The 25779-nt window shown below is 31.5% G+C and carries 19 protein-coding genes; 9 read left to right on the forward strand and 10 right to left on the reverse strand.

Translation table 11 applies throughout. The features are described from left to right. The first annotated feature begins 58 nt into the window (after nt 1–58). The 3 genes from FF125_RS03245 to FF125_RS03255 all read left to right on the forward strand — a co-directional run bounded on the left by FF125_RS03245 (nt 59) and on the right by FF125_RS03255 (nt 2477). Complete coding sequence (locus FF125_RS03245; protein WP_138948430.1) at nt 59–640, forward strand: hypothetical protein; 582 nt, start codon at nt 59–61, stop codon at nt 638–640. A 339-nt stretch (nt 641–979) separates the two neighbouring features. After that, nucleotides 980–1558 (forward strand): hypothetical protein, encoded by a 579-nt coding sequence (locus tag FF125_RS03250; protein ID WP_138948431.1) that lies wholly within the window; start codon nt 980–982, stop codon nt 1556–1558. A gap of 340 nt (nt 1559–1898) precedes the next feature. After that, nucleotides 1899–2477 carry a hypothetical protein gene (locus FF125_RS03255; protein ID WP_138948432.1) on the forward strand — a complete coding sequence of 193 codons (579 nt, stop codon included), beginning with the start codon at nt 1899–1901 and terminating at the stop codon, nt 2475–2477. 90 nt (nt 2478–2567) lie between these two features. On the opposite strand, the gene FF125_RS03260 is transcribed toward FF125_RS03255, so the two are convergent. The 4 genes from FF125_RS03260 to FF125_RS03275 are packed head-to-tail and all read right to left on the reverse strand — an operon-like array spanning nt 2568 to nt 4167. Then, nucleotides 2568–3047, reverse strand: a complete 480-nt coding sequence (locus tag FF125_RS03260) for a dihydrofolate reductase (RefSeq protein ID WP_138948433.1) — start codon at nt 3045–3047, stop codon at nt 2568–2570. Next, entirely contained in the window at nt 3044–3427 is a 384-nt protein-coding gene (locus FF125_RS03265) for a 2TM domain-containing protein (protein ID WP_138948434.1), read from the reverse strand. Before FF125_RS03265 ends, FF125_RS03260 begins: the two co-directional genes overlap by 4 nt. 5 nt (nt 3428–3432) lie before the next feature. Continuing rightward, on the reverse strand, nt 3433–3933 hold the full coding sequence (locus tag FF125_RS03270) for an energy transducer TonB (protein WP_175418856.1): 501 nt from the start codon (nt 3931–3933) through the stop codon (nt 3433–3435). A 42-nt stretch (nt 3934–3975) separates the two neighbouring features. Continuing rightward, on the reverse strand, nt 3976–4167 hold the full coding sequence (locus FF125_RS03275; protein ID WP_138948436.1) for a hypothetical protein: 192 nt from the start codon (nt 4165–4167) through the stop codon (nt 3976–3978). A gap of 302 nt (nt 4168–4469) precedes the next feature. Here FF125_RS03275 and FF125_RS03280 point away from each other — a divergent pair, with 302 nt between their 5' ends. Further along, nucleotides 4470–4769, forward strand: a complete 300-nt coding sequence (locus tag FF125_RS03280) for an isoamylase early set domain-containing protein (protein ID WP_138948437.1) — start codon at nt 4470–4472, stop codon at nt 4767–4769. A gap of 62 nt (nt 4770–4831) precedes the next feature. On the opposite strand, the gene FF125_RS03285 is transcribed toward FF125_RS03280, so the two are convergent. The 5 genes from FF125_RS03285 to FF125_RS03305 all read right to left on the reverse strand — a co-directional run bounded on the left by FF125_RS03285 (nt 4832) and on the right by FF125_RS03305 (nt 10007). Further along, nucleotides 4832–5656 carry a thymidylate synthase gene (locus FF125_RS03285; protein ID WP_138948438.1) on the reverse strand — a complete coding sequence of 275 codons (825 nt, stop codon included), beginning with the start codon at nt 5654–5656 and terminating at the stop codon, nt 4832–4834. A gap of 102 nt (nt 5657–5758) precedes the next feature. Beyond that, a complete protein-coding gene (locus tag FF125_RS03290) occupies nt 5759–7126 on the reverse strand; it encodes a NupC/NupG family nucleoside CNT transporter (protein WP_250629742.1) in 1368 nt (455 codons plus the stop codon). A gap of 434 nt (nt 7127–7560) precedes the next feature. Continuing rightward, nucleotides 7561–8163, reverse strand: coding sequence for a bifunctional nuclease family protein (locus tag FF125_RS03295; RefSeq protein ID WP_138948439.1), 603 nt, complete (start codon nt 8161–8163; stop codon nt 7561–7563). 85 nt (nt 8164–8248) lie between these two features. Further along, nucleotides 8249–9217 (reverse strand): electron transfer flavoprotein subunit alpha/FixB family protein, encoded by a 969-nt coding sequence (locus tag FF125_RS03300; protein WP_138948440.1) that lies wholly within the window; start codon nt 9215–9217, stop codon nt 8249–8251. A gap of 43 nt (nt 9218–9260) precedes the next feature. Then, a complete protein-coding gene (locus FF125_RS03305; protein ID WP_138948441.1) occupies nt 9261–10007 on the reverse strand; it encodes an electron transfer flavoprotein subunit beta/FixA family protein in 747 nt (248 codons plus the stop codon). A 140-nt stretch (nt 10008–10147) separates the two neighbouring features. Here FF125_RS03305 and FF125_RS03310 point away from each other — a divergent pair, with 140 nt between their 5' ends. The 3 genes from FF125_RS03310 (at nt 10148) to FF125_RS03320 (ending at nt 16802) form a co-directional block, all read left to right on the forward strand. After that, entirely contained in the window at nt 10148–11128 is a 981-nt protein-coding gene (locus FF125_RS03310) for a pyruvate dehydrogenase complex E1 component subunit beta (protein WP_138948442.1), read from the forward strand. A gap of 80 nt (nt 11129–11208) precedes the next feature. Then, entirely contained in the window at nt 11209–13692 is a 2484-nt protein-coding gene (locus tag FF125_RS03315; RefSeq protein ID WP_138948443.1) for a DUF5686 and carboxypeptidase-like regulatory domain-containing protein, read from the forward strand. 152 nt (nt 13693–13844) lie between these two features. Then, complete coding sequence (locus tag FF125_RS03320; protein ID WP_138948444.1) at nt 13845–16802, forward strand: DUF5107 domain-containing protein; 2958 nt, start codon at nt 13845–13847, stop codon at nt 16800–16802. 77 nt (nt 16803–16879) lie between these two features. Here FF125_RS03320 and FF125_RS03325 read toward each other — a convergent pair whose 3' ends face one another. Then, nucleotides 16880–20965 (reverse strand): hybrid sensor histidine kinase/response regulator transcription factor, encoded by a 4086-nt coding sequence (locus FF125_RS03325; protein WP_138948445.1) that lies wholly within the window; start codon nt 20963–20965, stop codon nt 16880–16882. Between the two features lie 224 nt (nt 20966–21189). On the opposite strand from FF125_RS03325, the gene FF125_RS03330 reads away from it, so the two are divergent. Continuing rightward, nucleotides 21190–22545: a Gfo/Idh/MocA family protein gene (locus tag FF125_RS03330; protein ID WP_138948446.1), complete on the forward strand. Its 1356-nt coding sequence runs from the start codon at nt 21190–21192 to the stop codon at nt 22543–22545. Nucleotides 22546–22582: 37 nt separating this feature from the next. Continuing rightward, nucleotides 22583–25777 carry a SusC/RagA family TonB-linked outer membrane protein gene (locus tag FF125_RS03335; RefSeq protein WP_138948447.1) on the forward strand — a complete coding sequence of 1065 codons (3195 nt, stop codon included), beginning with the start codon at nt 22583–22585 and terminating at the stop codon, nt 25775–25777. Nucleotides 25778–25779 lie beyond the last annotated feature (2 nt).

Raw genomic sequence — 25779 nt, forward strand, 5'->3', positions numbered from 1 at the left:
TTCTAAAGTTATATCTCGCTATACATTTGTAGCATAAATAATTCTAAAAAAAGAAAAGATGAAACAAATAATAAAAAACAGTTTAGTATTAGTAGTGTTATTCGCTACTATGATTAGTTATGCAAATGAAATTGTAACTAACGAAAATGATGAAACTACTAGCGTAACATTAAATAATGTAACAGAAGGATCTGTATTGAGTATAAAAGATGTTGATGGTTTAATTCTTTACAAAGAAACTATACAAGTAAGTGGTGATTATTCAAAGAAGTTTGATTTGACTTCATTACCTGATGGAAATTATATTTTTGAATTGGATAAAGATTTTGAAATTAAATCTATACCCTTTAATGTAAAACGTAATATAGTAGATCTTAATATTGAAAATAAGTCTGTAGTTTTTAAACCAGCTATGGTTTTTGAAAATGGAATGTTAAGAATTCAAAAAACGATTCTTAATTCTGAAAAAGAATTGAGCATAAAAATTTATTTTGAAAATGGAGATTTAGTACATTCAGAGAACTTTAACAATGAAAAGTTAATAAATAAGACGTATGATTTTTCAAAAAGTTTAAAAGGTAAGTATAAAGTGTTATTATCAACTGAAGATAGAACTTTTTCAAAAGAGATAAATTTTTAAATGACATTTGTGATATAAAATTCATAAATATTTAATTAGTTAGTTTGAGTAAAAAGTGAGTGTTGTGGCTCACTTTTTTTTTGTTTAAAAGTCAGGACAATTGTTTTATAGAATAGGAACCTGCTTTAGGTTGCGTAGTGCATAATAACCTATTTCTATGCAAGTCAAAATTTTATGAAACTACGGAAAATTAACCTTAATATATGCTAAATTAACAAGTAAAATTGATTGCGAATCACATTGCGTTAATATACTATACATATATATTAATATTGATGTTTTCTAAAAGTAGAAGTGCCCATACATTTGTAGTGTAATTAATTCTAAAAAAACAATAACATGAAAAACGTGATCAAAAACAGTTTAGTATTAGTAGTATTATTTGCTACTATGATTAGTTATGCAAATGAAATTGTAACTAACGAAAATGATGATGTTACTAACGTAACATTAAATGATGTAACAGAAGGTTCTGTATTGAGTATAAAAGACATGAATGGTTTAATTCTTTATAAAGAGACAATTCAAATAAATGGAAATTACTCAAAGAAGTTTGATTTAACGGCATTACCAGACGGTAATTATATTTTTGAATTGGATAAAGAGTTTCAAGTTAATTTAATTCCCTTTGATGTAAATAAGAGTAAAGTTGTTTTTGATAAAGAAAATGAATCTATCTTTTTTAAGCCTGCAGTTGTAAACAACGGTGGACTCTTAACAATTCATAAAACAATTCTAGACTCTGAATTTTTAGGATTAAGTATTTTTTATGAGAACGGAGATTTGGTTTATTCTGAGAAAATTGAAAATGACCAAATATTTAATAAAGTATATGACTTTTCTTCAAGTATAGCAGGAAAATATAGAGTTGTACTTTCAAATAAAGAGATGTCATTTGAAAAAGAAATTAAAATTTAAAGACATTTATGATAAGTCAATATCATAGATATTTGATTAGTTAGTTTGAGTAAAAAGTGAGTGTAGTGGCTCACTTTTTTTTTGTTCAAAAGTCAGCACAATTGTTTTATAGAATAGGAACCTGCTTTAGGTTGAGTAGTACATAATAACCTATTTCTATGCAAGTCAAAATTTTATGAAACTACGGAAAATTAACCTTAATATATGCTAAATTAACAAGTAAAATTGATTATGAATCACATTGTGTTAATATACTATACATATATATTAATATTGATGTTTTCTAAAAGTAGAAGTGCCCATACATTTGTAGTGTAATTAATTCTAAAAAAACAATAACATGAAAAACGTGATCAAAAACAGTTTAGTATTAGTAGTATTATTTGCTACTATGATTAGTTATGCAAATGAAATTGTAACTAACGAAAATGATGATGTTACTAACGTAACATTAAATGATGTAACAGAAGGTTCTGTATTGAGTATAAAAGACATGAATGGTTTAGTTCTTTATAAAGAAACAATTCAAATAAATGGAAATTACTCAAAGAAGTTTGATTTAACGGCATTACCAGATGGTAATTATATTTTTGAATTGGATAAAGAGTTTCAAGTTAATTTAATTCCCTTTGATGTAAATAAGAGTAAAGTTGTTTTTGATAAAGAAAATGAATCTATCTTTTTTAAGCCTGCAGTTGTAAACAACGGTGGACTCTTAACAATTCATAAAACAATTCTAGACTCTGAATTTTTAGGATTAAGTATTTTTTATGAGAACGGAGATTTGGTTTATTCTGAGAAAATTGAAAATGACCAAATATTTAATAAAGTATATGACTTTTCTTCAAGTATAGCTGGAAAATACAGAGTTGTACTTTCAAATAAAGAGATGTCATTTGAAAAAGAAATTAAAATTTAAAGAAATTTATGATAAGTCAATATCATAGATATTTGATTAGTTAGTTTGAGTAAAAAGTGAGTGTAGTGGCTCACTTTTTTTTGTATATAATCATTTCCTTTTATATAAAATAAAACTATAATTGTATTTATGTTTTTCATCTGCTAAGAAATTTTCGCGATGTTTCTCTTTCCAGATAGTAGCATCTATTTTAGGAAAAAAAGCATCAGCATCAAATGAAGCATCTACAAAAGTCAAATCAAGTTCATCGGCTATTTTAATAGCTTGAGAATAAATTTGAGCTCCACCTAAAATATAAGGATTCGTATCTGTAGAAATTTTAATAGCTTCATCAATGGAGTTCACTACAACACAATTTTCTGCTTTGTAATTCTTGTTTCTGGTAATTACAATATTAGTTCTATTAGGTAAGGCTTTACCCAAAGATTCAAAAGTTTTTCTACCCATAATTACATCATGACCAGAAGTTACTTTCTTAAAACGTTTTAAATCATCCGGCAAGTGCCAAATTAATTCATTGTTCTTACCTAGTTCCCGATTTTTACCAATTGCGGCAATAATAGTAATCAATGGTTTAGATTTTTTTTTTCTGAACCAGAAATTTTATCATTAGGAGTTATAACACCTTGTTTAATAAGTTCTCTTTCTAATTTGTCAGATTTCAGTTCGTGTTTGTCCATTAATTTCTCAGTTTCAATACGTTCCCATTCTTTTCCAAAAAACTTATTGGTAACAAAAACATTAATAAAATGAAATATCCATATTAAAAGCCAAAGAGCCACAACGTATTTAAACCATTCACCATATTGGCTTCCAACTTTAAAAAAAGTGTTTAATACTATTATAAATAGAGAACCGACCAAAAAGACAATAAAATGATAATATAATCTCTTTTTTTGCTTTACCCTTTTACGGGCTTTTTCGTATATTTCAATTTGTTCTTTTTCCATCAGATCTAATTTTTATTAATTACTTCCTCTTTGGTTTGGTCATTTTTTGTTGTTTCTTCAACCAATAAGGTAATCGGCAATGTGTATTTTACATTAACCGGTTTACCTTTTAATTTTCCAGGTTTCATTTTAGGAAGTTCATTAATAACCCTTATTCCTTCACGTTCTAGTCTTTCATGTGCTCCTCTAGCTTTAATGTCTTTAACTACGCCGTCAGATGCAATCGAAAACATAACAATTATTCGGGTTTTACCTGAGGGGAGTCCGAGCTCATTTGCTAAATGAGCATCAAAATTCTTAACAACATGTTTTAGAACTTTATTTTGAAAGCAATTTTTTTGAAGATGTTTTTCCAATTCTTCACAGCCGGGAAAACTTGGCACATCTTCAATTATAGCGAAAGGAACTTCTTCTACTTCATTTGATACATTAACCACTTCAATCTCTTGACTAAAAATAAATAAAGAACTAAAGGTAAATAATGTACTAATGAAAATTCTAATCATATTAATTGTGTGTTTAGGTAAAACATGTTTTATCATATTTTATTACATGCTTTTTAACCATTCTTTAATATAACCACCAAAATCTTCAGGTTCTAAGGCATTGTTTTTATTGTCAAATTCAATGTGTTCACTTTCAAGTGTATTTAAAATAGTCTGAATGGCAGTCAGCTTATTTTCATCATCAATTTCATTGATACGGTCAATTAAATCTTTTTTTAAATCTTCTTTTTTCATGATACTTTATTATTTAGAGTTTCTCTTATGCAATTATTTAATGCCTTATTTATCAAACTGGTAGGTTCTAACTATTTAATAAGGGCATTTTTATAGTAAAATGGTTATAAATTTACAATTTTTATTCAAAAAAAAGAATTTAAAAATAATAATTATATAATATTTAACGATGAATTTTGAGTTTTTCATTTTTTTGTTATTTAAAATTAAATTATTGTTAAATCGACTTAATAATCAGTGGATTAGCGATGAGATGTAGAAAAACTTAATTAATTTTGTCCTAATTTAAAAAACACAAAATTATGGCAATTACTAAGAACTATTTAAAAACTAAACCAGTTTGTAAGGTAACTTTTACGGTACCTGAAGCTGAGGCTGAAAAAGTTGCAGTTGTTGGAGATTTCAACAATTGGAAACCTGCAAAAAAATATGAGCTAAAAAAACTAAAAAATGGTAACTTTAAAGGAACTATCGATTTAGAGAAAGGTACTTCATATCAATTTAGATATTTAGTTGATGGAGCTTACAAAAATGATGAGCAAGCAGATAGTTATGCATTTAACGAATTTGCTGGTACTGAAAATTCTGTTTTAGAATTATAGTAAGTTAACTATTAAAAATAATAAATCCCAAAATCCTTTAGTGAATTTTGGGATTTATTATTTTATACAGCTACAGCACCTTTAATATGCGGATGTGGATTATAATCTAATAATTCAAAATCTTCAAATTTAAAGTCAAAAATGCTTTTTATTGCGGTGTTTATTTTCATTTTTGGAAGCGGCCGAACATCTCTAGATAATTGTAATTCTAGTTGTTCTACATGGTTGTTGTAAATGTGTGCATCTCCAAATGTATGAATAAATTCTCCTGCTTCATATCCGCATACTTGTGCAATCATCATCGTAAATAACGCATAAGAAGCGATGTTAAAGGGAACACCTAAAAAAATATCAGCACTTCTTTGATAAAGTTGACATGACAATTTCCCATCGGCTACATAAAATTGAAAAAAAGCATGACAAGGTGGTAATGCAGCTTTTCCGTTAGCAACATTTTCGCTAAATGATTTTGATGTGTCTGGCAAAACGGAAGGGTTCCAAGCAGATACCATCATTCTTCTACTATTAGGGTTGTTTTTTAATGTGTCTATAACGTCTGTAAGTTGATCAATTTCATCACTGTTCCAATTCCTCCATTGATGTCCATAAACAGGTCCTAGATCACCTTTTTCATCCGCCCAAGCATTCCAAATTCGAACACCGTTTTCTTGTAGGTATTTTATATTAGTGTCACCATTTATAAACCATAGTAATTCGTAAATAATCGATTTTAAATGCAACTTTTTAGTAGTCACCATTGGAAAGCCATCAGACAAATCAAATCGCATTTGATGACCGAAAACACTTTTAGTACCCGTACCTGTACGATCACCTTTTTCGTTTCCGTTTTCTAAAACATGTTTTACTAAATCGTGATATTGCTTCATTTTTGTCTATTAATTTGAATCAGCAAAATACTGAAAAGTGTTAGATTTAAATGGAATTGAATTTCTATTTTATTAAAAGTTTATTAACGAAGATTTGTTGTACTATCCAATGATCATCCCTGCAATGGTAGCAGAAATTAATGAAGCTATAGAACCTCCAATTAGGGCTTTCATACCGAATTCAGATAACGTTTTACGTTGTCCCGGAGCTAACGAACCAATACCGCCAATTTGAATTCCTATAGAAGCAAAATTAGCAAAACCACATAGCATGTATGTAGCCATAATAATAGACTTTTGATAGTTTAAGTGTGTGGCATTAGCAATATTTTTTAAATCTGCTAATTGAATATAACCTACAAATTCACTGGCCGCTAATTTTATCCCTAAAAGTTGTCCCATTAACATCATGTCTTCTTTCGCAACCCCTATTAACCACATCAATGGAGCAAAAATAGTACCCAATACCGCTTCTAATGAAAATTTAGGATAAGGAGTGTTAATAGCCATCCAATTATTAAGTGAAGTAATTTCACCTAACCAACCAAACACACCATTAATCATCGCAATAAAGGCTACAAAAACTAAGAGCATTGCTCCTACATTTACAGCTAACCTTAAACCTTCTGTTGTACCATTTGCAATAGCATCTAATATATTAGAACCTATTTTTTCGGAAGACACTTGTACGTCAGTATTTATAGCTTCAGTTTGTGGAAACAATATTTTTGAAACAACGATTGCTCCTGGAGCTGCCATTACTGAAGCTGCCAAAAGATGTTTTGCATACATTAATCGTAATACGGGATCATCACCACCTAAAAAACCAATGTAGGCCGCTAAAACAGCACCAGCAACAGTTGCCATACCACCAATCATAACTAGCAGCATTTCAGACTTATTCATTTTTTCTAAATAGGCTTTTATAAGAAGCGGAGCTTCAGTTTGACCTAGAAAAATATTACCTGCAACCGATAAGCTTTCAGCACCTGAAATGCCCAAGAACTTCGTTAAAAGCATGGCCATTAATTTGACAACCTTCTGTATAATGCCTAAATAGAATAATACAGAAGTAAGTGCTGAAAAGAATATAATTGTAGGCAGTACTTGAAACGCAAAAATGAATCCAAAGGTATCCATATCTACCACAAGACCTTCAAATAAAAATTTACTACCTGCTCTTGTAAAATCCAAAATACTTACAAAAATTCCTCCCACAAATTCAAATCCTTTTTGAATAAAAGGAATTTTTAAAACCCCAATGGCGATAATTAATTGAAAGAGCAATCCAATACCAACTGTTTTCCACTTAATACCCTTTTTGTTACTGCTAAAAAAATAGGCAATCAATAACAGTGCAATCATACCTAGAACTCCTCTCCATAACGAATTAAAAGAAAACCCTTGACTGGGAATTAATTTATCTTCGGAAACTTGTTGGATGATAAAATTATCGTGTGTATCAGCAATAAAAGTAAAGACTTCATTACCATTTTTTAACTTTAAATGATTGTGAGAAGTTTCTATAATTTGATAATAAAAATCAACTTTTGCTGGTGTTTTCTGTTGGAATAATAATAAGTCTTGATTTTTTAACCAAAATCCAGAACCAGAAATGTTGTTTAGTTTTGAGGTATATTCACCGCTTTCGCTTAAAGATAAAAACTCTTTACTCTTTATAAACACAACATCTGATTTTATACTATCAGGATATTTTTGATATAGAATATGGCTGGATAATTGCCAGTATTTTATTAGAGAATCTTGTTTGGGTTCAGCACTTTTTGTTTCCGCAATTGAAATTGAATCTGTTAGTGTTTCTTGAGCTGATATATTAGTAGTTAAACTAAATAAGACTAAAATAAAAATAACGAAATTACGAGTCATATGCTTGTGCGGGTCTTTTATTTCTGTCTTTTGGAGATTTCATCTCTTAATTTGGCTGCCAATTCATAATCTTCATTTACAACGGCCTCATTCAACTGTTTATTTAATTCTTTTATGGAAATTTCTTTTAATGAAGATTCTTCGGCAAGTTCAATAGCCATTTCTTCAACTTCTATTTTAGTTTGAGTTAATTTAGGCTCATCTTTTATTTTTAAAAATATACCTGCTTTGTCTAAAATATTTTCGTAGGTGAAAATTGGTGCATTAAAACGAGTTGCCAATGCTATGGCATCAGAAGTTCTAGCATCAATAATTTCTTCAATTTTATCGCGTTCACAGATGAGGCTAGAATAAAACACGCCATCAACTAATTTATGAATGATTACTTGTTTCACTTTAATATGAAAACGGTCAGAAAAAGTTTTGAAGAGGTCATGTGTTAGCGGTCTAGGTGGTTTTATTTCCTTTTCTAGAGCAATGGCTATAGATTGTGCTTCAAAAGCACCTATAATAATAGGCAACGTACGTTCGCCATCGACCTCACTTAAAACCAGTGCATACGCACCGCTTTGTGTCTGACTATATGATATACCTTTTATGTTGAGGCGGACTAAACTCATAAATTATAAAATAAAAAAAACTGTCTAATAAAGGACTTAAGTATCCAAAATATAGACAGCCTTTGAAGGGCACAATTTACTAAAATTATGCGTTTTGAGCCTTAAATTCTTTTAACTTTTCTATTAATTTTGGTACAACTTCAAATGCATCACCAACAATACCATAATCAGCCGCCTTAAAAAACGGTGCTTCTGGGTCAGTATTAATAACCACTTTTACCTTTGAAGAATTGATTCCAGCCAAGTGTTGTATTGCACCTGAAATTCCTATAGCAATATATAAATTGGCGGCTACTGGCTTTCCTGTTTGACCAACATGTTCACTATGTGGTCTCCAACCTAAATCAGAAACAGGTTTAGAGCAGGCCGTTGCTGCACCTAGAATATCAGCTAACTCTTCTATCATTCCCCAGTTTTCAGGTCCTTTTAATCCACGACCACCAGAAACAACAATATCAGCATCCGCTATTGTAACTTTACCTTTTGCTTTATCAATTGAGGTTGAAGTGATGTTAAAATCACCCTCAGCAAGAGTCGGAGTGAAATCTTCTTCAGTTGCAGAAGTTTTATTTTCTACCAAACCAAAAGAATTTTTTGCTAATCCAATTAGTTTTCTAGCCGTTTTAATTTCTGTATTATCAAAAGCCTTATTAGAAAATGCTTTTCTTTTTACTGTAAATGGAGAAATTGAGCTGGGTGCTTCAACAACATTGGAAGCATATCCTGCTTCTAAATTGACAGCCAAAAGTGGAGCTAAGTAAATACCATCATTACTTGAGTCAATAATGATAACATCAGCACTCTCTTTTTCTGCACCTTGCTTAATTACATCAGCGTAGGCTTTAGCATTGAAATTACTGAGTTTTTCATTGTTTACTTTTATGATTTTTTCAGCACCATAGTCTGAAAACGTTGAAGCGTTCTCAGCATTTATAGTAAGCACGCTTAATTTGGTTCCTAATAGTTCGGCAACTTTTTTGCCATAAGAAACTGCTTCAAAAGCGATTTTTTTAAATTTTCCTTCAGAGGATTCTGCGTATACGAGTACAGACATATTTTTTTATATTAGATATTAAACTTTTCTTGATTTAGTGACCTTAAATCACTTTAGCTTCATTATGTAATAAATCAATCAACTCACCAACATTATCGGCATCAATTAACTTAACCGCACCTTTTGCTTCTGGTTTTTCAAAACTTTTTGATTCCGTAGTTGCCTCAAAAGAAATCGGTTCTACAACATTTAATGGTTTTTTTCTAGCCATCATAATTCCTCTCATATTCGGAATTCGTAGGTCCTTTTCTTCTACAACTCCTTTTTGACCTCCAATTACCAATGGTAAACTTGTGCTTAATGTTTCTTTACCACCATCAATTTCTCTTATAACCGTGGCTTTATCCCCTTCAACTTCTAACCCTATACAAGCATTTACAAAGTTAAAATCTAAAATAGCAGCCAACATACCAGGAACCATCCCTCCATTATAATCAATAGATTCTCTACCGGCTAGTATTAGGTCATAATTTCCATTTTTTGCCACTTCAGCCAATTGCTTAGCAACAAAATAACCGTCAGATGCATCGGCATTAATACGAATAGCTTCATCAGCTCCTATGGCCAAGGCTTTACGCAAAGTTGGTTCCGTAGAGGGATTACCTACATTTACAACAGTCACAGACGCTCCCTGTTTTTCCTTAAACCACATGGCTCTTGTTAAAACAAATTCATCGTATGGATTAATTACAAACTGAACACCATTTGAATCAAATTTAGAATCACCATCGGTAAAATTTATCTTTGAGGTTGTATCAGGAACGTGACTTATACACACTAATATTTTCATTTTTTAAACTATTTTAATTATTTAAGGCGAAGTTACTACTTTTTTTTCGTTTTACTATGCGTGCATAGTAAAATATTTGATTGATAATCTTATAAACTAGCCTTAATTTTCTATTTTTGCATAGTAATTTTATAAGCAATATGAGAACAATTCAATTTAGAGAAGCTATTTGCGAAGCAATGAGCGAAGAAATGCGTAGAGACGAATCTATTTATTTAATGGGTGAAGAGGTCGCAGAATATAATGGTGCTTACAAAGCTTCCAAAGGTATGTTAGATGAATTCGGTGCTAAACGTGTAATAGACACACCAATTGCTGAGCTTGGTTTTGCTGGGATTGCTATTGGTTCAGCGATGAATGGTAACAGGCCTATAGTAGAATATATGACCTTTAATTTCTCTTTGGTTGGTATAGACCAAATTATAAATAATGCGGCAAAAATAAGACAAATGTCTGGAGGGCAGTTTAATTGCCCTATTGTTTTTAGAGGACCAACAGCTTCAGCAGGTCAGTTAGGAGCAACACATTCTCAAGCATTTGAGAACTGGTTTGCAAATACTCCAGGTTTAAAAGTAATTGTACCATCTAATGTATATGATGCTAAAGGCTTATTAAAAGCAGCTATTAGAGATGATGATCCTGTAATTTTTATGGAATCTGAACAAATGTATGGTGATAAAGGTGAAGTGCCTGATGGTGAATATGTTTTACCAATTGGTGTTGCTGAAATTAAAAGAGAAGGTACAGATGTTACTATTGTTTCTTTTGGGAAAATCATAAAAGAAGCTTATAAAGCTGCAGAAGAATTAGAAAAAGAAAATATTTCAGTTGAAATTATTGATTTACGTACGGTAAGACCTATGGATCATGACACAATAATTAAATCTGTAAAGAAAACAAATAGATTAGTAATTTTAGAGGAGGCTTGGCCTTTTGCTAGTGTGTCATCTGAAATTACATATCAAGTACAAGAACAAGCATTTGATTATTTAGATGCTCCAATACAAAGAATAACTACGGCAGATACGCCAGCTGCATATTCGCCTGTCCTATTAAAAGAGTGGATACCTAACTCGGAAGATGTGATTAAAGCAGTTAAGTATGTTCTTTATGTAAAATAATGGCATTAAATTTGTAATAATCAAACCTTTTACAACTAGTTGTAAAAGGTTTTTTTTATTAATACTCTAAATTTTGACTATTGAAATATTTAATAACACTTTTTTTATTAATCACCTCGTTCGCTTTTTCGCAAGTTAAAGTAGGTGGTCATATTGTAGATGAGCAAGGGGAACCTATACCATTTGCAAATATCATTTTTAAAGGCTCTACAGAAGGTGGTGTGTCTGATGAGAATGGGAAATTTTATATTGAATCAGAAAATACATATACAGAATTAATGATTTCTTTTCTTGGTTTTGAAACCAAAATAATTCCACTAAAAGCGAGAAATTTTGATCTTAAAATCGTACTGAAAGAAGATGCTGCTGCCCTAGATGAGGTTTTAGTTTATTCTGGAAAAACAAAGAAAAAAGGAAATCCAGCTGTTGAGATTTTAAAGAAAATATGGGCCAAAAAGCGTCAAAATGGTTTACGTCTTTACAAGCAATATGAATATGATAAGTATGAAAAAATAGAGTTCGATCTTAATAATATTGATGAAAAGTTTAAGAAAAAACGACTTTTTAAAGGAATGGAGTTCGTTTTTGAGAAAATTGATACTTCTAACATCACAGGGAAACCTTATTTACCAATTTTCATAAATGAAGCTTTGTATAAGGTATATGGTAAGAATAAACCTTCTCAAAAATCAAATGAAACCTTAATTGCTAATAAAAACTCAGGTTTTGATAGTAACCAAGAACTTATTGAGTTTGTAAAACAATTATATGTAGACTATAATATTTACGATAATTATTTGAAATTTTTCGATAAAAGTTTTACGAGTCCACTTTCAAGAACAGGGGTTTCAGTTTATAATTATGTATTGGCAGATAGTGCTTATCTTGGTAATAAATGGTGTTACAATATTGTTTTTTATCCAAGACGGAAAAATGAACTTACGTTTAAAGGTGACTTTTGGGTAAACGATACCACGTTTGCTATTCAAGAAATTGAAATGAATGCTACACGAAGTGCCAATATAAACTGGGTAAAAGAAATTTATGTAGCTCAAGAATTTGAAGTGTTAAGTGATTCTGTTTTTCTATTAAAACGAGATCATATGATGTCTGACTTTTCTTTTAATTCTAAGGATAAGTCAAAAGGAGTTTATGGTCGAAGAACCACACTATATAACAATTACGAATTCGAAAAAGAACGCGATGATGATGTATATAAAGCAAAAGTAAGTTCTTACGAAGAAGAAATATATAATAAGCCTGATGATTTTTGGAGTGAAAATCGAATGGAGAAACTGAATAAAGATGAGGTAGGGGTATATAAGATGTTAGATACCTTAAAAACGGTTCGAAAATTTAAACAGTTATATAATGTTGGGGCCACATTAGCCACTGGGTATTGGCAAATTTTTGATGGGTTTGACTATGGACCACTTTTTTCCTCTTTTGGTAGTAATGATATAGAAGGTTTTAGGGTTAGAGTAGGAGGGAGAACCTATTTTAGTCAGAATGATACATGGCGTATTCAAGGATATGCAGCTTATGGCTTTAAAGATGATAAAGTAAAGTACGGTATATCAGGTAAGTGGTTAGTTGATAAAAGAAATAGAATAATTTTATCGCTAGGTAATAGGCGAGATATAGAACAAACAGGGGTAAGTTTAACAACGGCAAATGATGTTCTTAGTCGTAGTTTTGCCTCATCCTCATTCTTTTCTAGAGGCGATAATTATAGTTTAACCAATGTAAACCTTACCAATTTAGCTGTTGATGTTGAACCCATAAAGAATTTAAACTTTAGACTTGGAGCAACTTACAAAACATTGAGTTCTGCTGCACCAGACTCCTTATTTAATGTTAGCTATTTTGATAAAAATGGTTTTGAACAAGCTAAAATAAAACAAACAGAATTGGACGTGGGTATTACTTATACTCCAGGACGTAAGACGGCGGGATTCGGAGTGGAACGAAATGTAAGTAATGAAGGTAGATATCCTACCGTATATTTGAGTTATACCAAAGGCTTAAAAGGATTTTTAGACAGTGATTTTGATTATGATAAGCTCCAGTTGTATTATAGACATAGGGTTTTGATGGGAGGTTTTGGGAAGTTAAAGTATTTTCTAGAAGTGGGTAAAACTTTTGGAGAGGTGCCATTGACCATGTTAGATGTAGTTCCTGGAAATCAAGCCATATTTACGGCACCACGAACTTTTGATTTACTTAATTATTATGATTTTGTAACAGATGAATATGCTGCATTGCACATAGAGCATAATTTTAATGGTAGAATCTTTTCGAGAATACCATTACTACGTAAACTTAATTGGAGAGAAATAGCGGGAGTTAGAGCCGTTATAGGAAATTTATCTGACAAAAACGTTGCCTTAAGTGCGTTTGATTTACAAGGTAAGGCACCAACAAAACCGTATTACGAATATTTCGTTGGCGTAGATAATATTTTTAAGTTTATAAGAATTGACTTCGTCTTTAGAGGAAATTATTTAGACATGCCCGGAGCAACGAAGTTTGCTGTAAAAGGTGGGTTTGGATTTTATTTTTAATGAGGGTCTTCGAATAAAGAATCATTTTAAGATTTCATGAGCTTTCTCCAATTGTAAGAACGTAGTTATACTAATAATTATATTTTTAGTTAATAAACTATTATATTTAACAAAATTAATTTTTTTGAATTAATGTTAATTATATAATAGCCATGTTTAAAATTTGCCTCTTTATTAGTGCATCCTTATTTTCCAGTCTTGTTTTAAGTCAAGAAATTGCTACAGTTAAGGAAACTACAAAAAGCTATATTACGTATCCATTTTCTGATCCAAACCCAATTCCTGAAGACAATAAGATTTATCCATATTTTCGTTTTGACGGATTTTCTGATAGCGGGTTGAAAAAAGAATGGAAAGTTGTTGAACTTGAGAATAAATATATAAAAGTCCAAATTATGCCGGAAATTGGAGGTAAAATTTGGACGGCCTATGATAAGAAAAGTAGTAAAGATTTTTTATATAATAATGGCGTTGTGAAATTTAGAGATATTGCGATGCGTGGGCCATGGGTAAGTGGAGGTATAGAAATGAATTATGGAATTATTGGTCATACTCCAAATAGTGCTACTCCGGTTGATTACTTAGTGAAAAATAACGATGATGGTAGTGTCAGTTGCTATGTATCTACATTAGATTTGCTAACTCGAACCCGTTGGGTTGTTGAGACTAAACTAGAAAAAGATAAAGCCTATTTTACTACAAGGTCCTATTGGTTTAATGCAACAGGTGTTGAACAACCTTATTATACATGGATGAATGCAGGGATTCCTGTTGGGCAAAAATTAGAATTTTTATATCCTGGAAATCATTATATCGGTCATGATGGAAGTATGCACAATTGGCCAATAGATAGTAAAGGACGCAATCTATCAAATTATGAGGAAAATAATTTTGGATCTTCAAAATCATATCATATTATAGGTTCTCAGCGTAATTATTTTGGTGCTCTATGGAAAAAAGATGATTTTGGTATGATTCATTTTGCGAATAGAGATGATAAATTGGGGAAGAAAATATTTCTTTGGGCACAATCAGATTCGGGTAAAATTTGGGAAGAATTGCTTACCAATGATAGTGGGCAGTATGTAGAAATACAGAGTGGTAGATTATTTAATCAAAATGTAGTTGAAAGTAGTTTAACCCCTTTTAAACAAGTTGGCTTTATGCCATACAATAGTGATCAATGGATGGAATATTGGTACCCCTTCAATGGATTGGGTGGATTTAGCCATGCCAACAAAACGGGTGCGTTTAAAATTGAAACGCTTCCAGACAATGTGCTTTCAGTAAAGATAAGTCCTGTACAAACTATTAGGGATACCTTACGTGTTTATAATGCTAATAGATTACAGATTGGAAGTGCAGTTGTAAATGCTAATCCTTTAGAGCTTGTTCGGATTGATATAAAATTGCCTACTGATGAGGTGGTTGCTAGTATCAATTTAAATGAAGAAAATATTGATTTTGTTTCGGAAGTACCCGAAAAAAACATAAGCAGACCCATGCAAATTCCTGAAAATTTTGATAGAGAAAGCTCCTTTGGACTTTATTTACAAGGACGCGATTTGAATAGGTTTCGACAATACGGTGAATCTGAGGTGACAATCAAAAAATCTCTAACAAAAGATGCTTTGTTCCTTCCTTCTTTAGTAGAGATGACCAAATTAAAAATTTTCAGAATGGATTATGATTCTGCATTTTATTATGGAAAAAAGGCGTTGAGCATTGATACTTATAATGGAGAGGCAAATTACTATTATGGATTGGCAGCGTCAAAACTTGCGAACCATATTGATGCCATAGATGGGTTTGAAGTTGCTGCTTTAACGCCAAACTATCGCGTTGCTGCATATACAGCTTTGGCACATTTATATTTATCTAAACATGATTATTTAAAGGCTAATGAATATGCATTGCTGAGCGTAACTAGTGATTCAAACAATATTGAAGGATTTCAGATTTTACATGTTTTAGCCAGAATACAGAAAAATGACGAACAAATAAAAGTAACTCGAAATAAAATTGAAAAATTGAATCCATTAAACCATTTTATTCGGTTTGAGGATTTTTATAGGTCGCCAACTGATACTAATCTTGAAAAATTTCAATCGCTTATAAAAAATGAGCTACCCATAGAATCATACTTAGAATTAGCAATTTGGTATGCCAATAATAATAGATTTAAGGAAAGTATTGAGGTGTTAAAATTATCACCTAAAAATAGCGAGGTGTTCTTTTGGTTAGCATGGTTGAATAAGGGTATAAATAAATCTGACTCCGATATATATTTAGATAAAGCAGAAAATTCAGATCTATCGTTTGTTTTTCCATTTAGGGAAGAAACAGCAGAAATTTTAGAATGGGCTAACGTTCAAAAAGAGTCATGGAAAGTACATTACTTATTAGCATTAATTCATAATTTTAGAGGTAATAAAGAGAAGGCATTAGATTTGTTAAACAAATCTCTTGGCCCTAATAATTTTGCTCCTTTCCATTTTTTGAAGGCTAAACTGGACATTAATGGAAGTGTTGAGAAAAAGATAAAGTTGATAGAAAAGGCAATTCAAATAGAGCCTAAAGAATGGCGTTATTACCGGATGGCTGCAAAATTAAATATTCAATTAAAACACTACAAAGACGCTGTAAAAATATTGGAAAAATGTTATAAAAATAATACTAAAAATTACATTGTTGGATTAGATTTAACTAAGTCTTATATGTTAAATAGCCAATACAAAAAAGCGGAACATATATTGTCTAGTATTAATGTATTACCATTTGAGGGAGCTACAGATTCGTATAGATACTATAGACAAACGAAGTTAATGTTAGCATATAATTTAATGAATAAGAAAAATTACACGCAAGCATTAAGTAAAATAGATGAGGCGGAAATACGTCCTAGAAATCTCGGAGTAGGTAAGCCTTTTGAGGAATTGATTAATAATGATTTAGAAAATCGAATGAGAGCGAGTGTTTACAAACAAATGGGTGACGAAAACAGGTATCAAAAATATACTGATAGCATTAAGCGTGAAGTTAAATTTGGTCAAACATTATTAGAAGCGATTAACGATATATCATTCAAGTCTGACCAAAGAATGTTTTAATAGTGTATTTGCTGGGTTTTTAATGAATAAATTATGATGTGTATTTTTTTACAATAGATTAATTAAACAATTTAGAGTTAACCTATGTTTTCTAATTTATAATTTTTTAAGAAACTATCAATTCCAGTCTTATTTGCTTCTTTTTTAAAAACACCTGGTGTTTTTTTAAAGTAGGCTTTAAAACATTTAGAAAAATATTTAGGATCATTAAAGCCAGTAAGGTAGGCTGTTTCGTTTATTGAATATCCGTATTTAGCAATTAAAACTGCCGCCTTTTTCATTCGTAAGATACGTACAAAATCAACTAAACTATGCCCCGTAAGTGTTTGACATTTTCTGTATAAACTAGAATAGCCCATATTTAGTGATTCAGCTAATTCTTCAACTTTAAAATCTGTATTATCTAAATTCTGATTTATCGTTTTTACAAGACTTTCTAAAAACAGTTCATCCTTTGTCTTTTCAATCTTTATTTCTGGAGAGCTCAAGACTTCTTTTCTATATTTAGAAATAATTTGTTCTTTAGTAGCAAGAATGTTTTTTATTTTTAATAATAACTCTGACGTGTTAAAGGGTTTATTGATATATTCAATAGCACCTGACGAGAGGCCCTCAATTTTTGCACTGATTGAATTTTTTGCGGTAAGTAATATTATCGGTATATGGGCGGTTGAAGTATTTTTTTGTAATTTTTGACACATCTCAACACCTCCTAATTTAGGCATCATTACATCGCTTAATATGATGTCTGGTAATTTGTTTTTTGCAATATCATATCCTTCTTCTCCATTACTGGCAATAATAATAGTGTAGGTTTCATATAGTAAGTCCTTTAAAAGTTGTTGTAATTCAACGTTATCTTCAACAACTAAAATTGTTTTATGATGAAAATTAAGGTTAGAGGGGGCAATTATATCCTGTTTTTTTGTTATTAATTTTGGTTCATCCTCCTTATCGGTGGTTATTCTATCATTTTTATCATAGGCATCTTCGGTAATAGGTATCAGCACATTAAATGTAGTACCTTTATTGGGTGTCGAGTCTACGCTGATTTTTCCATTATGTAGGTTTACCAATTCTTTAGTTAGTGCCAAGCCTATACCTGTACCTTTGTATTTTTGTGTAGAATGTGATTGATAAAAGAGTTCGAATATTTTTGTCAACTCAGCTTTAGGCATTCCAGAACCGGAGTCAGAAATGGATAATTTTATAGATTTATCTGATTCGATATAAACAACATTAAGATTGATGGCTCCATTATCTGGGGTAAATTTAAATGCGTTTGATAATAGATTATATATAACATGCTCTATTTTATCCTTATCATACCAAGCGTAATCTAATTGATTAGGGCAGTTTATGTTAAAATCAATATGTTTAATCCTTGCCATTTCTTTAAATGATACAGCAATGTCACTAATATGTTTGCATAAAATGTTTTCAGAAACATTTAGTTTAAGTTTACCTAATTCTTTGTTTCTCACCAACGTTAATTCTCTTGCAATTTTTGAAAGCCTTTCAGTGTTATTCGAAATGATATCTAGTCGTTGTTTTAATAAAAGATTACCATCATTTGTTGCCCTTAACTTCATGTTATCAAGTGGGCCTAAGATTAAAGTAAGTGGCGTTTGGATTTCATGTGACATTTTGGTGAAAAAATCCATTTTTAATCGATGTAAATCTTGTTCTTTTTTGTTTACTACTTTTTCTAAAAACAACCTTTTCCTCAATGTAAACCACCTTTTAATAGCTAATGCAATTATGCCTAATAAAAGAGCATAGATGATATATGCCATACTACTATTCCAAATAGGTGGTGTTATTTTTATGTCAATGCTCTTTGGAGCGATGTCCCAAATTCCTTTTTTTGTACCTGATTTTACCTCAAACGTATATTCACCTGACGGTATGTTAGTGTACGTAGCAATACGTTCGGAGTGGCTTATTATCCAATCTTTATCAAAGCCTTTAAGTCTATAAGCATAAGAAAATGAGGGGTTTAAAATGTTGTCTATCGCAGAGAATTTGAAAGAAAAAGAGGATTGATCATTTTTTAGTTCTAACTTTTTTATATTAAAAATACCTGATGTGGTTTGATCTGGTACAATTGTTTCAACAGGTTTATTAAGAACTTCAATTGAATTTATAAATAAAGTGGGATTTGATTTTTTCTCAGTTAAATTCTTAGGATTGAAATAATTAAACCCTTTAATACCACCAAAATATAACAACCCATCTTTATCCTTATAGGCACTTCGTGCTAAAAACATATTATCTTGTAATCCATCGGTACTATAATATGTTTTTATGGAGTCATTTTTTAAGTTTAAATGATAAAGACCATTGTTTGAACCCATCCAAATATTGTCTTTATCTTCAGCAACTAGACTTACAAAACGATGCTCAAGGCTATTTTTTAGTTGTTCATAGTCCGTAGAAGTATTATCTTTTATATTGTAATTGATAAGCCTCCCGTCCGCGTTAATTAACCATATGTTGTCTTGTGTAGTAGCAGTTGCTGATCTAATTGAGAATAATTTATGACTTTCTTTTGAGGGAAGATTGGTATGACCAATAAATGTTGAAAACTGGATGTTTGAAGTGTTTTCACTGAATTCAGTTAAGTCATTTTTAAACATACCAAACCAAATAGTACCCTCTTTATCTTCATTGATGCTTTCTGCAATTGTACCTTTAAGCCCATTAGAATTATTCTCAAAAGAAGCAATCAATTCAAACGCTGTGTTATATACATTTAAAGAAACATTAGAGCTAACCCAAATTCTGTTTTTAGAATCGTTAAAAACGGTTCTAACATCGGTGGCCTCATGTTTTTTGGAATTGAAAATATTTATTTTCTTGAAACGATTACTTTTTGGTTTATACACCCAAAGCCCATTTTTATAGGTACCAAACCAAATATTTCCATTGCTATCTTCAGTAATAGATTGCACATAAAAACCTTTGGTTAACTTGTTTTTTTTGAAGTACTGACTTTCCTCGGTAGACCCATCCGTATTAAACTTAATTTTTGTCAGTCCGAACCCATCTGTTCCAACCCATAACGTATTTAAAGAGCTTTTGAATATGCTTAAAACTCTAACAGGTTTGTTATTCTCTGATCCAGAATGATAGTTTATGTTTTCACTTGTATGCGGTAACACATTCAGTTTACCATAATTTGTGGAAACCCAAATGTTTTTATGGTTGTCTTCGCTAATATTTAAAACGGTGTTACTACTAAGTGAAAATTCATTAGCATCTTGTTTTGTAAAAACATCTATTTTACCATTAATTGGATTTATTTTATATAAACCAGCACCATCTGTTCCAGCCCATATAATACCGTCGCTATCCTTAAAAAATGTAAAGAAGAGTTCTTGGTCAATATTATAAGTATTGCCTTTAAAAAGAGATTCTTGAATAAATTGTTTCTTCTGTAAGTCATATACAAATAACCCAAACGTTTCTGTTCCAATCCAAAGTCTATTAAGTGCATCGGTAGTTAAAATGAGGGCTCCTGGGAAATTTGAAAAGGGACCAACTAATTCACTTGACCTTTTGCTTTCTAAGTTGTAATTATAAATTTTACCATCATCTGTGCTTATATACAATTGATTTTCTGTTATTACTTCGATGTCAAACACATTTTTAACTGCAATACCGTTATTGGTAACAGTAGTAATACTATCAAGAGTTGAATTTCTATATCTAAAAATACTTCCATTTTTAGAAGCCATCCAAACGCTATTCTGTGTAGTGAGAATAGCAGAGATCATATTGTTTTTTAATACACTAGTAGTTACATTTTGATAGTTACACTTATTGTATCGATATTTTGTTACCAATCCTAAATTTGATAAGATCCATATGCTATTATTGGCATCTTTTACAATTGTTTTTATGCGATCATTTTTATTTCGTCCAGGAAAAATAATTTCATTTTTTATAAGAGTATAATCATACCCGTCGTACAGTAAAACTCCACTATTACAAACCATCCATATTGTACCCAAAGGATCTTGAATAGTCTCTGAAACGTTTATTAAACTGTTGTCAGTAGCAGGTGACAAATGTTTAAAGTTTGTATTGTTTTGAGCTACTATTGAACCCAGAGAAAATAAAAGAGAACAAATTAATATTGGCAGTTTAAATCTTATCAAATTTTCTTATTTATTAAATCTATCGAAGTATAGTTTCTATAAAGGTAAATATATATAAAATTCAATCAAAGTGTAAATTTTCTGCAAAAAAGTGTAAAAATTGAGCGTAGTACATGTTTTAATCTCAATAATGGAGCTATTTGCTTAAAATTTCCACCAAAAATGATTTTGAAATCCTAATATTTGACAATGTTAAAAAAAGGTTAAAATAACTTTACAATATTATGAATTCAAGAAGAAACTTTATCAAAAAAACAGCCATAATTGGTGCCGGAATTTCAGTATTACCAAATATGACATATGGTTTTAGTCTTAAAAAAGACAAACTAAAAGTTGCATTAATAGGTGTTGGACTGAGAGGTACCAATCACTTAAATAATTTGCTGCAACGAGAAGATGTTATAGTTACGGCTATATGTGATATAGACCCCAATAGAATAAAAATTGCGGAAGAGCAGATAAAGAAACATAACCATCCAAAAGTGAAAGTTTTTGGAAAAAATGATAATGATTATAAAAATTTACTGGACTTAAAAGAAGTTGATGCAGTGATTATTGCGACCCCTTGGTTATGGCATACACGCATGGCAGTTGATGCTATGAAAGCTGGTAAGTATACAGGAGTAGAAGTGTCAGCAGCCAACACAATGGAAGAATGTTGGGATTTGGTAAACACCCATGAGCAAACAGGCTCGCATTTAATGATTTTAGAAAATGTAAACTATCGTAGAGATGTTTTAGCAGTACTCAATATGGTGAAGCAAAATGTCTTTGGTGAAATGGTCCATTTTAGATGTGGTTATCAACATGACTTACGTTTTGTAATGCTAAATGATGGGAAATCTGCTTATGGTAAAGGGGTAGAGTTTGGAGATAAAGGAATTTCAGAAGCGGCTTGGAGAACACAACATTCTGTATTAAGAAATGCAGACGTATATCCTACACATGGTGTTGGTCCAATAGCAGTTATGTGTGATGTTAATAGAGGAAATCGACTTGTTTCATTGACTTCTCATGCTACCAAAAGTAGAGGGATGCATAATTATATAGTTGAGAATGGAGGAGAAAATCACCCGAATGCAAAAGTGAATTTTAAAATGGGAGATGTTATAACATCAACCATAGAAACTGCAAATGGTGAAACCATAATTGTAACACATGATGTACACTTACCAAGACCCTATTCATTAGGGTTTAGAGTTCAAGGAACAAAAGGTCTTTGGGAAAAAGATGGAGACAGAATCTATATAGAAGGACAGGCAAAAACACCTCATGCTTGGGATGATTCAAAAGAATGGTTAGAAAAATATGACCATCCACTATGGAAAAAATATGGTGAACATGCCTTAGGTGCTGGTCATGGCGGTATGGATTTTTTTGTAATCAATTCATTTATTGAATCTGCAAAAGAAAATATTGCACCTCCAATGGATGCTTATGATGCTGCAGCGTGGAGTGCTATTACACCACTTTCAGAATTGTCTATTGAAAATAATGGAGAGCCACAAGATTTTCCTGATTTTACGAGAGGAAATTGGATTAAAAGAAAACCATATAACTGGATTAAAGATACTTATTAACTAACCTTAAAATGAATACTAACTTAAAAACAAACTTATGAAGAAACTATTATTTTCCTTATTCTTATCGCTGTTTCTCGTTTCTGCTTATGCACAGCAAGCTAAAATAGAGGTGACTGGAACAGTAACAGATGCCGATACCGGAGATCTAGTTCTCGGAGCGACCATTTTAGAAAAGGGTACGTCTAATGGAGTAGTGTCTGATTTTGATGGAAATTTCTCCATTAAAGTGGCAGGGCCAGAATCTATTTTGCACATTACTTTTATTGGTTTTAAAGACCAAGAGATAAAAGTTGGCGATAAAACTGAATTTAAAATTGTATTAGCATCAGAAGCTACAACTTTAGATGATATTGTATTAATTGGTTACCAGAGTGTACGTAAAGAAGATGTTACTGGAGCAATTACTAGTATAAGTGCTGAAAAAATTGAAGGGATACCAGTAGTGACGGTTTCTGCTTTATTAGCAACACAATCTACAGGTATTCAAAATGTTCAAATGAGTGGGGCTCCTGGATCGAGACAATCGCTGGTAATTCGTGGAAATACGAGTATTGGAGGTAATTTAGATGCAAATACCGCTTTTAGTAATCCTTTGTATGTTATTGATGGTGTACAAACATCTTTAGAAGATTTAGCGGGATATAATGTTTCAAATGTCGATTTTTTGGCGTCGTTAAATCCTAGTGATATTCAAAGTATAGATATTTTAAAAGATGCCTCTGCCGCTGCTATTTATGGTTCACGTGGTGCTAATGGAGTAATTATCATTACTACTAAAGGGGGTAAAGCAATGGATAAACCTGAATTTTCATTTTCAGCAAGTGTTGGTGTGCAACCGAAACCAGAATTAGTACCTATGTTGGTCGGTGCCGCTGAGCGAAGAGAAAAATGGAATATGATTGACCGATGGTGGCAGCCAGCAGAAGTGCAAAATGGTAATGTACCCATGGTACTTTCAGATAGTTTAAACCCTGCTTTTAATAATAATATAGATTATCAAGGTATGTTTTATAAGGCGGCCATAACACAACATTATAATATGAGTGTTCGTGGTGGTAGTGAGGAATCTAATTATAGATTGTCATTAGGTTATTCTGATAATGAGGGTGTAATAAAAGGTACCGGTTTTACAAGGTATACATTGTCTGCAAATATGAACTTTAAAGTAGGCTCTAGATTTAAAAATCAATTTAGAATCAATGCTTTTTTTACTGACAATCAAACGGGGCAAGGTAATCCCTACCAAGGTTCCTTCAGTTTAAACTCTGCTCTACCCGTTGATCCAGGTTCTTTGAACTCTTCCTTATTTTATATTAGTGATGACAAGATAAAATCTTTAAGTGGTGAATTAACAGACAAATTGAATACAGATAAAGCTTTCTCTACTACTTTTTCAAATTTTGCAACCTTGGATCTTATTGACGGCTTAACGTTAAATTCGCAATTAACCTTTGTATATAGTAGTAATAAAAAGAATTTTTATGAACCGTCCACTATTCGTTCAAATAGTGATGGTTTTGCAAGTTACGCACTGTATACTAGAAAAAATTTATCATCTGATTTATACTTAAGTTATTTTAAAAACTTTGGAGAAGATCATGAAGTAACAGCAATTTTAGGGAACAAGGTAGATTATAATCAGTATGAAGATATGGGTATATCTGCGATTGGTTTTGGTAGTGATGCTATTCAAGTCATTAATGGTAGATATAGTCAAGAAGAAACTTCGGGGTACACCGATATAAGTGCCAATGCTTTGTTATCTTATTTTGCACGAGCCAGTTATAAATATAAAGATAGGTACATATTTAGTGGTAATTTTAGTATTGATGGTTCTTCAAGATTCGGTACTGATGTACGTTGGGCAAAGTTTCCTGCCTTATCAGCGGCATGGATATTTTCAAAAGAGCCATTTTTAGAATCTATCATTGGTGACTTTGTAGATTTTGGTAAGCTTAAATTTACGTGGGGTATCAATGGGAAACAATTTCCTGAAAACTATTTAAGATTTGGTTCTTATAATTTAGGTTATGGTGGTGCTTCACCAAATTGGTATTGGACTAATCAGATGAACGTTTCTTCATATGGCGGTGTTACGGGAGTTATTCCAAATTACGATGCCATAGGTAATGATAAATTGTCGTGGGAAAATTCTGAGCAATGGGATATTGGGTTCGAATTAGATATGTTTAAACGACGTTTAAGTATTAGTTTTGACGCTTACCATAAACAAACGGATAAATTATTTTTTGATGTTTTATTTCCAGGATATTCTGGTTATAATGCCGCAAAAACCAATGTAGCAGGTATTTTAAATTATGGTTGGGAAACTTTTTTAACCTATCATGTTTTTCCTAGAACGAACGACTTTCGTTTATCATTTGATGTAGGTTTTAGTCAAAACAAGAATTATGTTACCAAATTACCTAATGGTAATAGAGATTATACTGGGGCAGGGTATGGTTACGTAGTAGGTAAACCAATTAACATTTACCAATTATTTATTAATGACTATATCATTGATGATTTAAGCCAACTTCCTGTTAATCCATATACAGGTGAAGCCTTAGCAGGTAAAAGTGCATGGGCAAATATACGACCAGGTTTTCCTATTTGGAAAGATTTAAATGGTGATTATATTTTAAATGAGACCCACGATCTTCAATTAGCAAGAGATTTTTCTCCAACACCAGATGTGCAAGGTTCATTTAACGTCAACTTGAAGTATAAAGGTTGGTATTTACAAGCCTATAGTCAATTTTCTTTCGGTGCAGATATTTTAAATACTGTATTAAATAGTTATATGGATTCTTATGATAGAGGTGGTGATGGATGGGCAACACAAGGATTGGCTGATTTAAGTGGTTATTCTTTTTGGGATCAACCGGGTGATGGTGCTGCTGGAGCACGTTATCCAGCACTATATCCATCAGTGGGTAGCTTAGGTGCATTTTACGGATTTAGAGGCAATCAGTCCCTGTGGATAGAAAGTGGTGATTATTGGAAAGTGACCAATGCATCAGTTGGTTACACTTTTGATAAAGGCAACTTTTTAAAGAACATCGGGTTGAGTAGATTGCGTGTGTATGGTTCTGTATTAAACCCATGGATGTGGCAACGCTCTAAAGCTGTTGTTGATGCTTCTTTGGTAGATGCTACAGGGCGAACGTTGGGTAATGGATATCCTCAGGCGAAGACATTTTCAATAGGTATCGATGCAAAATTTTAATT

It is taken from the genome of Aureibaculum algae (assembly GCF_006065315.1).
GTDB lineage: Bacteria > Bacteroidota > Bacteroidia > Flavobacteriales > Flavobacteriaceae > Aureibaculum > Aureibaculum algae.

Excerpts from the sequence above, each read along its gene's own strand:
- FF125_RS03245 (WP_138948430.1), top strand. The coding sequence starts at position 59 with ATGAAACAAATAATAAAAAACAGTTTAGTATTAGTAGTGTTATTCGCT.
- FF125_RS03250 (WP_138948431.1), top strand. The coding sequence starts at position 980 with ATGAAAAACGTGATCAAAAACAGTTTAGTATTAGTAGTATTATTTGCT.
- FF125_RS03255 (WP_138948432.1), top strand. The coding sequence starts at position 1,899 with ATGAAAAACGTGATCAAAAACAGTTTAGTATTAGTAGTATTATTTGCT.
- FF125_RS03265 (WP_138948434.1), bottom strand. The coding sequence starts at position 3,427 with ATGGAAAAAGAACAAATTGAAATATACGAAAAAGCCCGTAAAAGGGTA.
- FF125_RS03270 (WP_175418856.1), bottom strand. The coding sequence starts at position 3,933 with ATGATTAGAATTTTCATTAGTACATTATTTACCTTTAGTTCTTTATTT.
- FF125_RS03275 (WP_138948436.1), bottom strand. The coding sequence starts at position 4,167 with ATGAAAAAAGAAGATTTAAAAAAAGATTTAATTGACCGTATCAATGAA.
- FF125_RS03280 (WP_138948437.1), top strand. The coding sequence starts at position 4,470 with ATGGCAATTACTAAGAACTATTTAAAAACTAAACCAGTTTGTAAGGTA.
- FF125_RS03285 (WP_138948438.1), bottom strand. The coding sequence starts at position 5,656 with ATGAAGCAATATCACGATTTAGTAAAACATGTTTTAGAAAACGGAAAC.
- FF125_RS03295 (WP_138948439.1), bottom strand. The coding sequence starts at position 8,163 with ATGAGTTTAGTCCGCCTCAACATAAAAGGTATATCATATAGTCAGACA.
- FF125_RS03300 (WP_138948440.1), bottom strand. The coding sequence starts at position 9,217 with ATGTCTGTACTCGTATACGCAGAATCCTCTGAAGGAAAATTTAAAAAA.
- FF125_RS03305 (WP_138948441.1), bottom strand. The coding sequence starts at position 10,007 with ATGAAAATATTAGTGTGTATAAGTCACGTTCCTGATACAACCTCAAAG.
- FF125_RS03310 (WP_138948442.1), top strand. The coding sequence starts at position 10,148 with ATGAGAACAATTCAATTTAGAGAAGCTATTTGCGAAGCAATGAGCGAA.
- FF125_RS03320 (WP_138948444.1), top strand. The coding sequence starts at position 13,845 with ATGTTTAAAATTTGCCTCTTTATTAGTGCATCCTTATTTTCCAGTCTT.
- FF125_RS03330 (WP_138948446.1), top strand. The coding sequence starts at position 21,190 with ATGAATTCAAGAAGAAACTTTATCAAAAAAACAGCCATAATTGGTGCC.
- FF125_RS03335 (WP_138948447.1), top strand. The coding sequence starts at position 22,583 with ATGAAGAAACTATTATTTTCCTTATTCTTATCGCTGTTTCTCGTTTCT.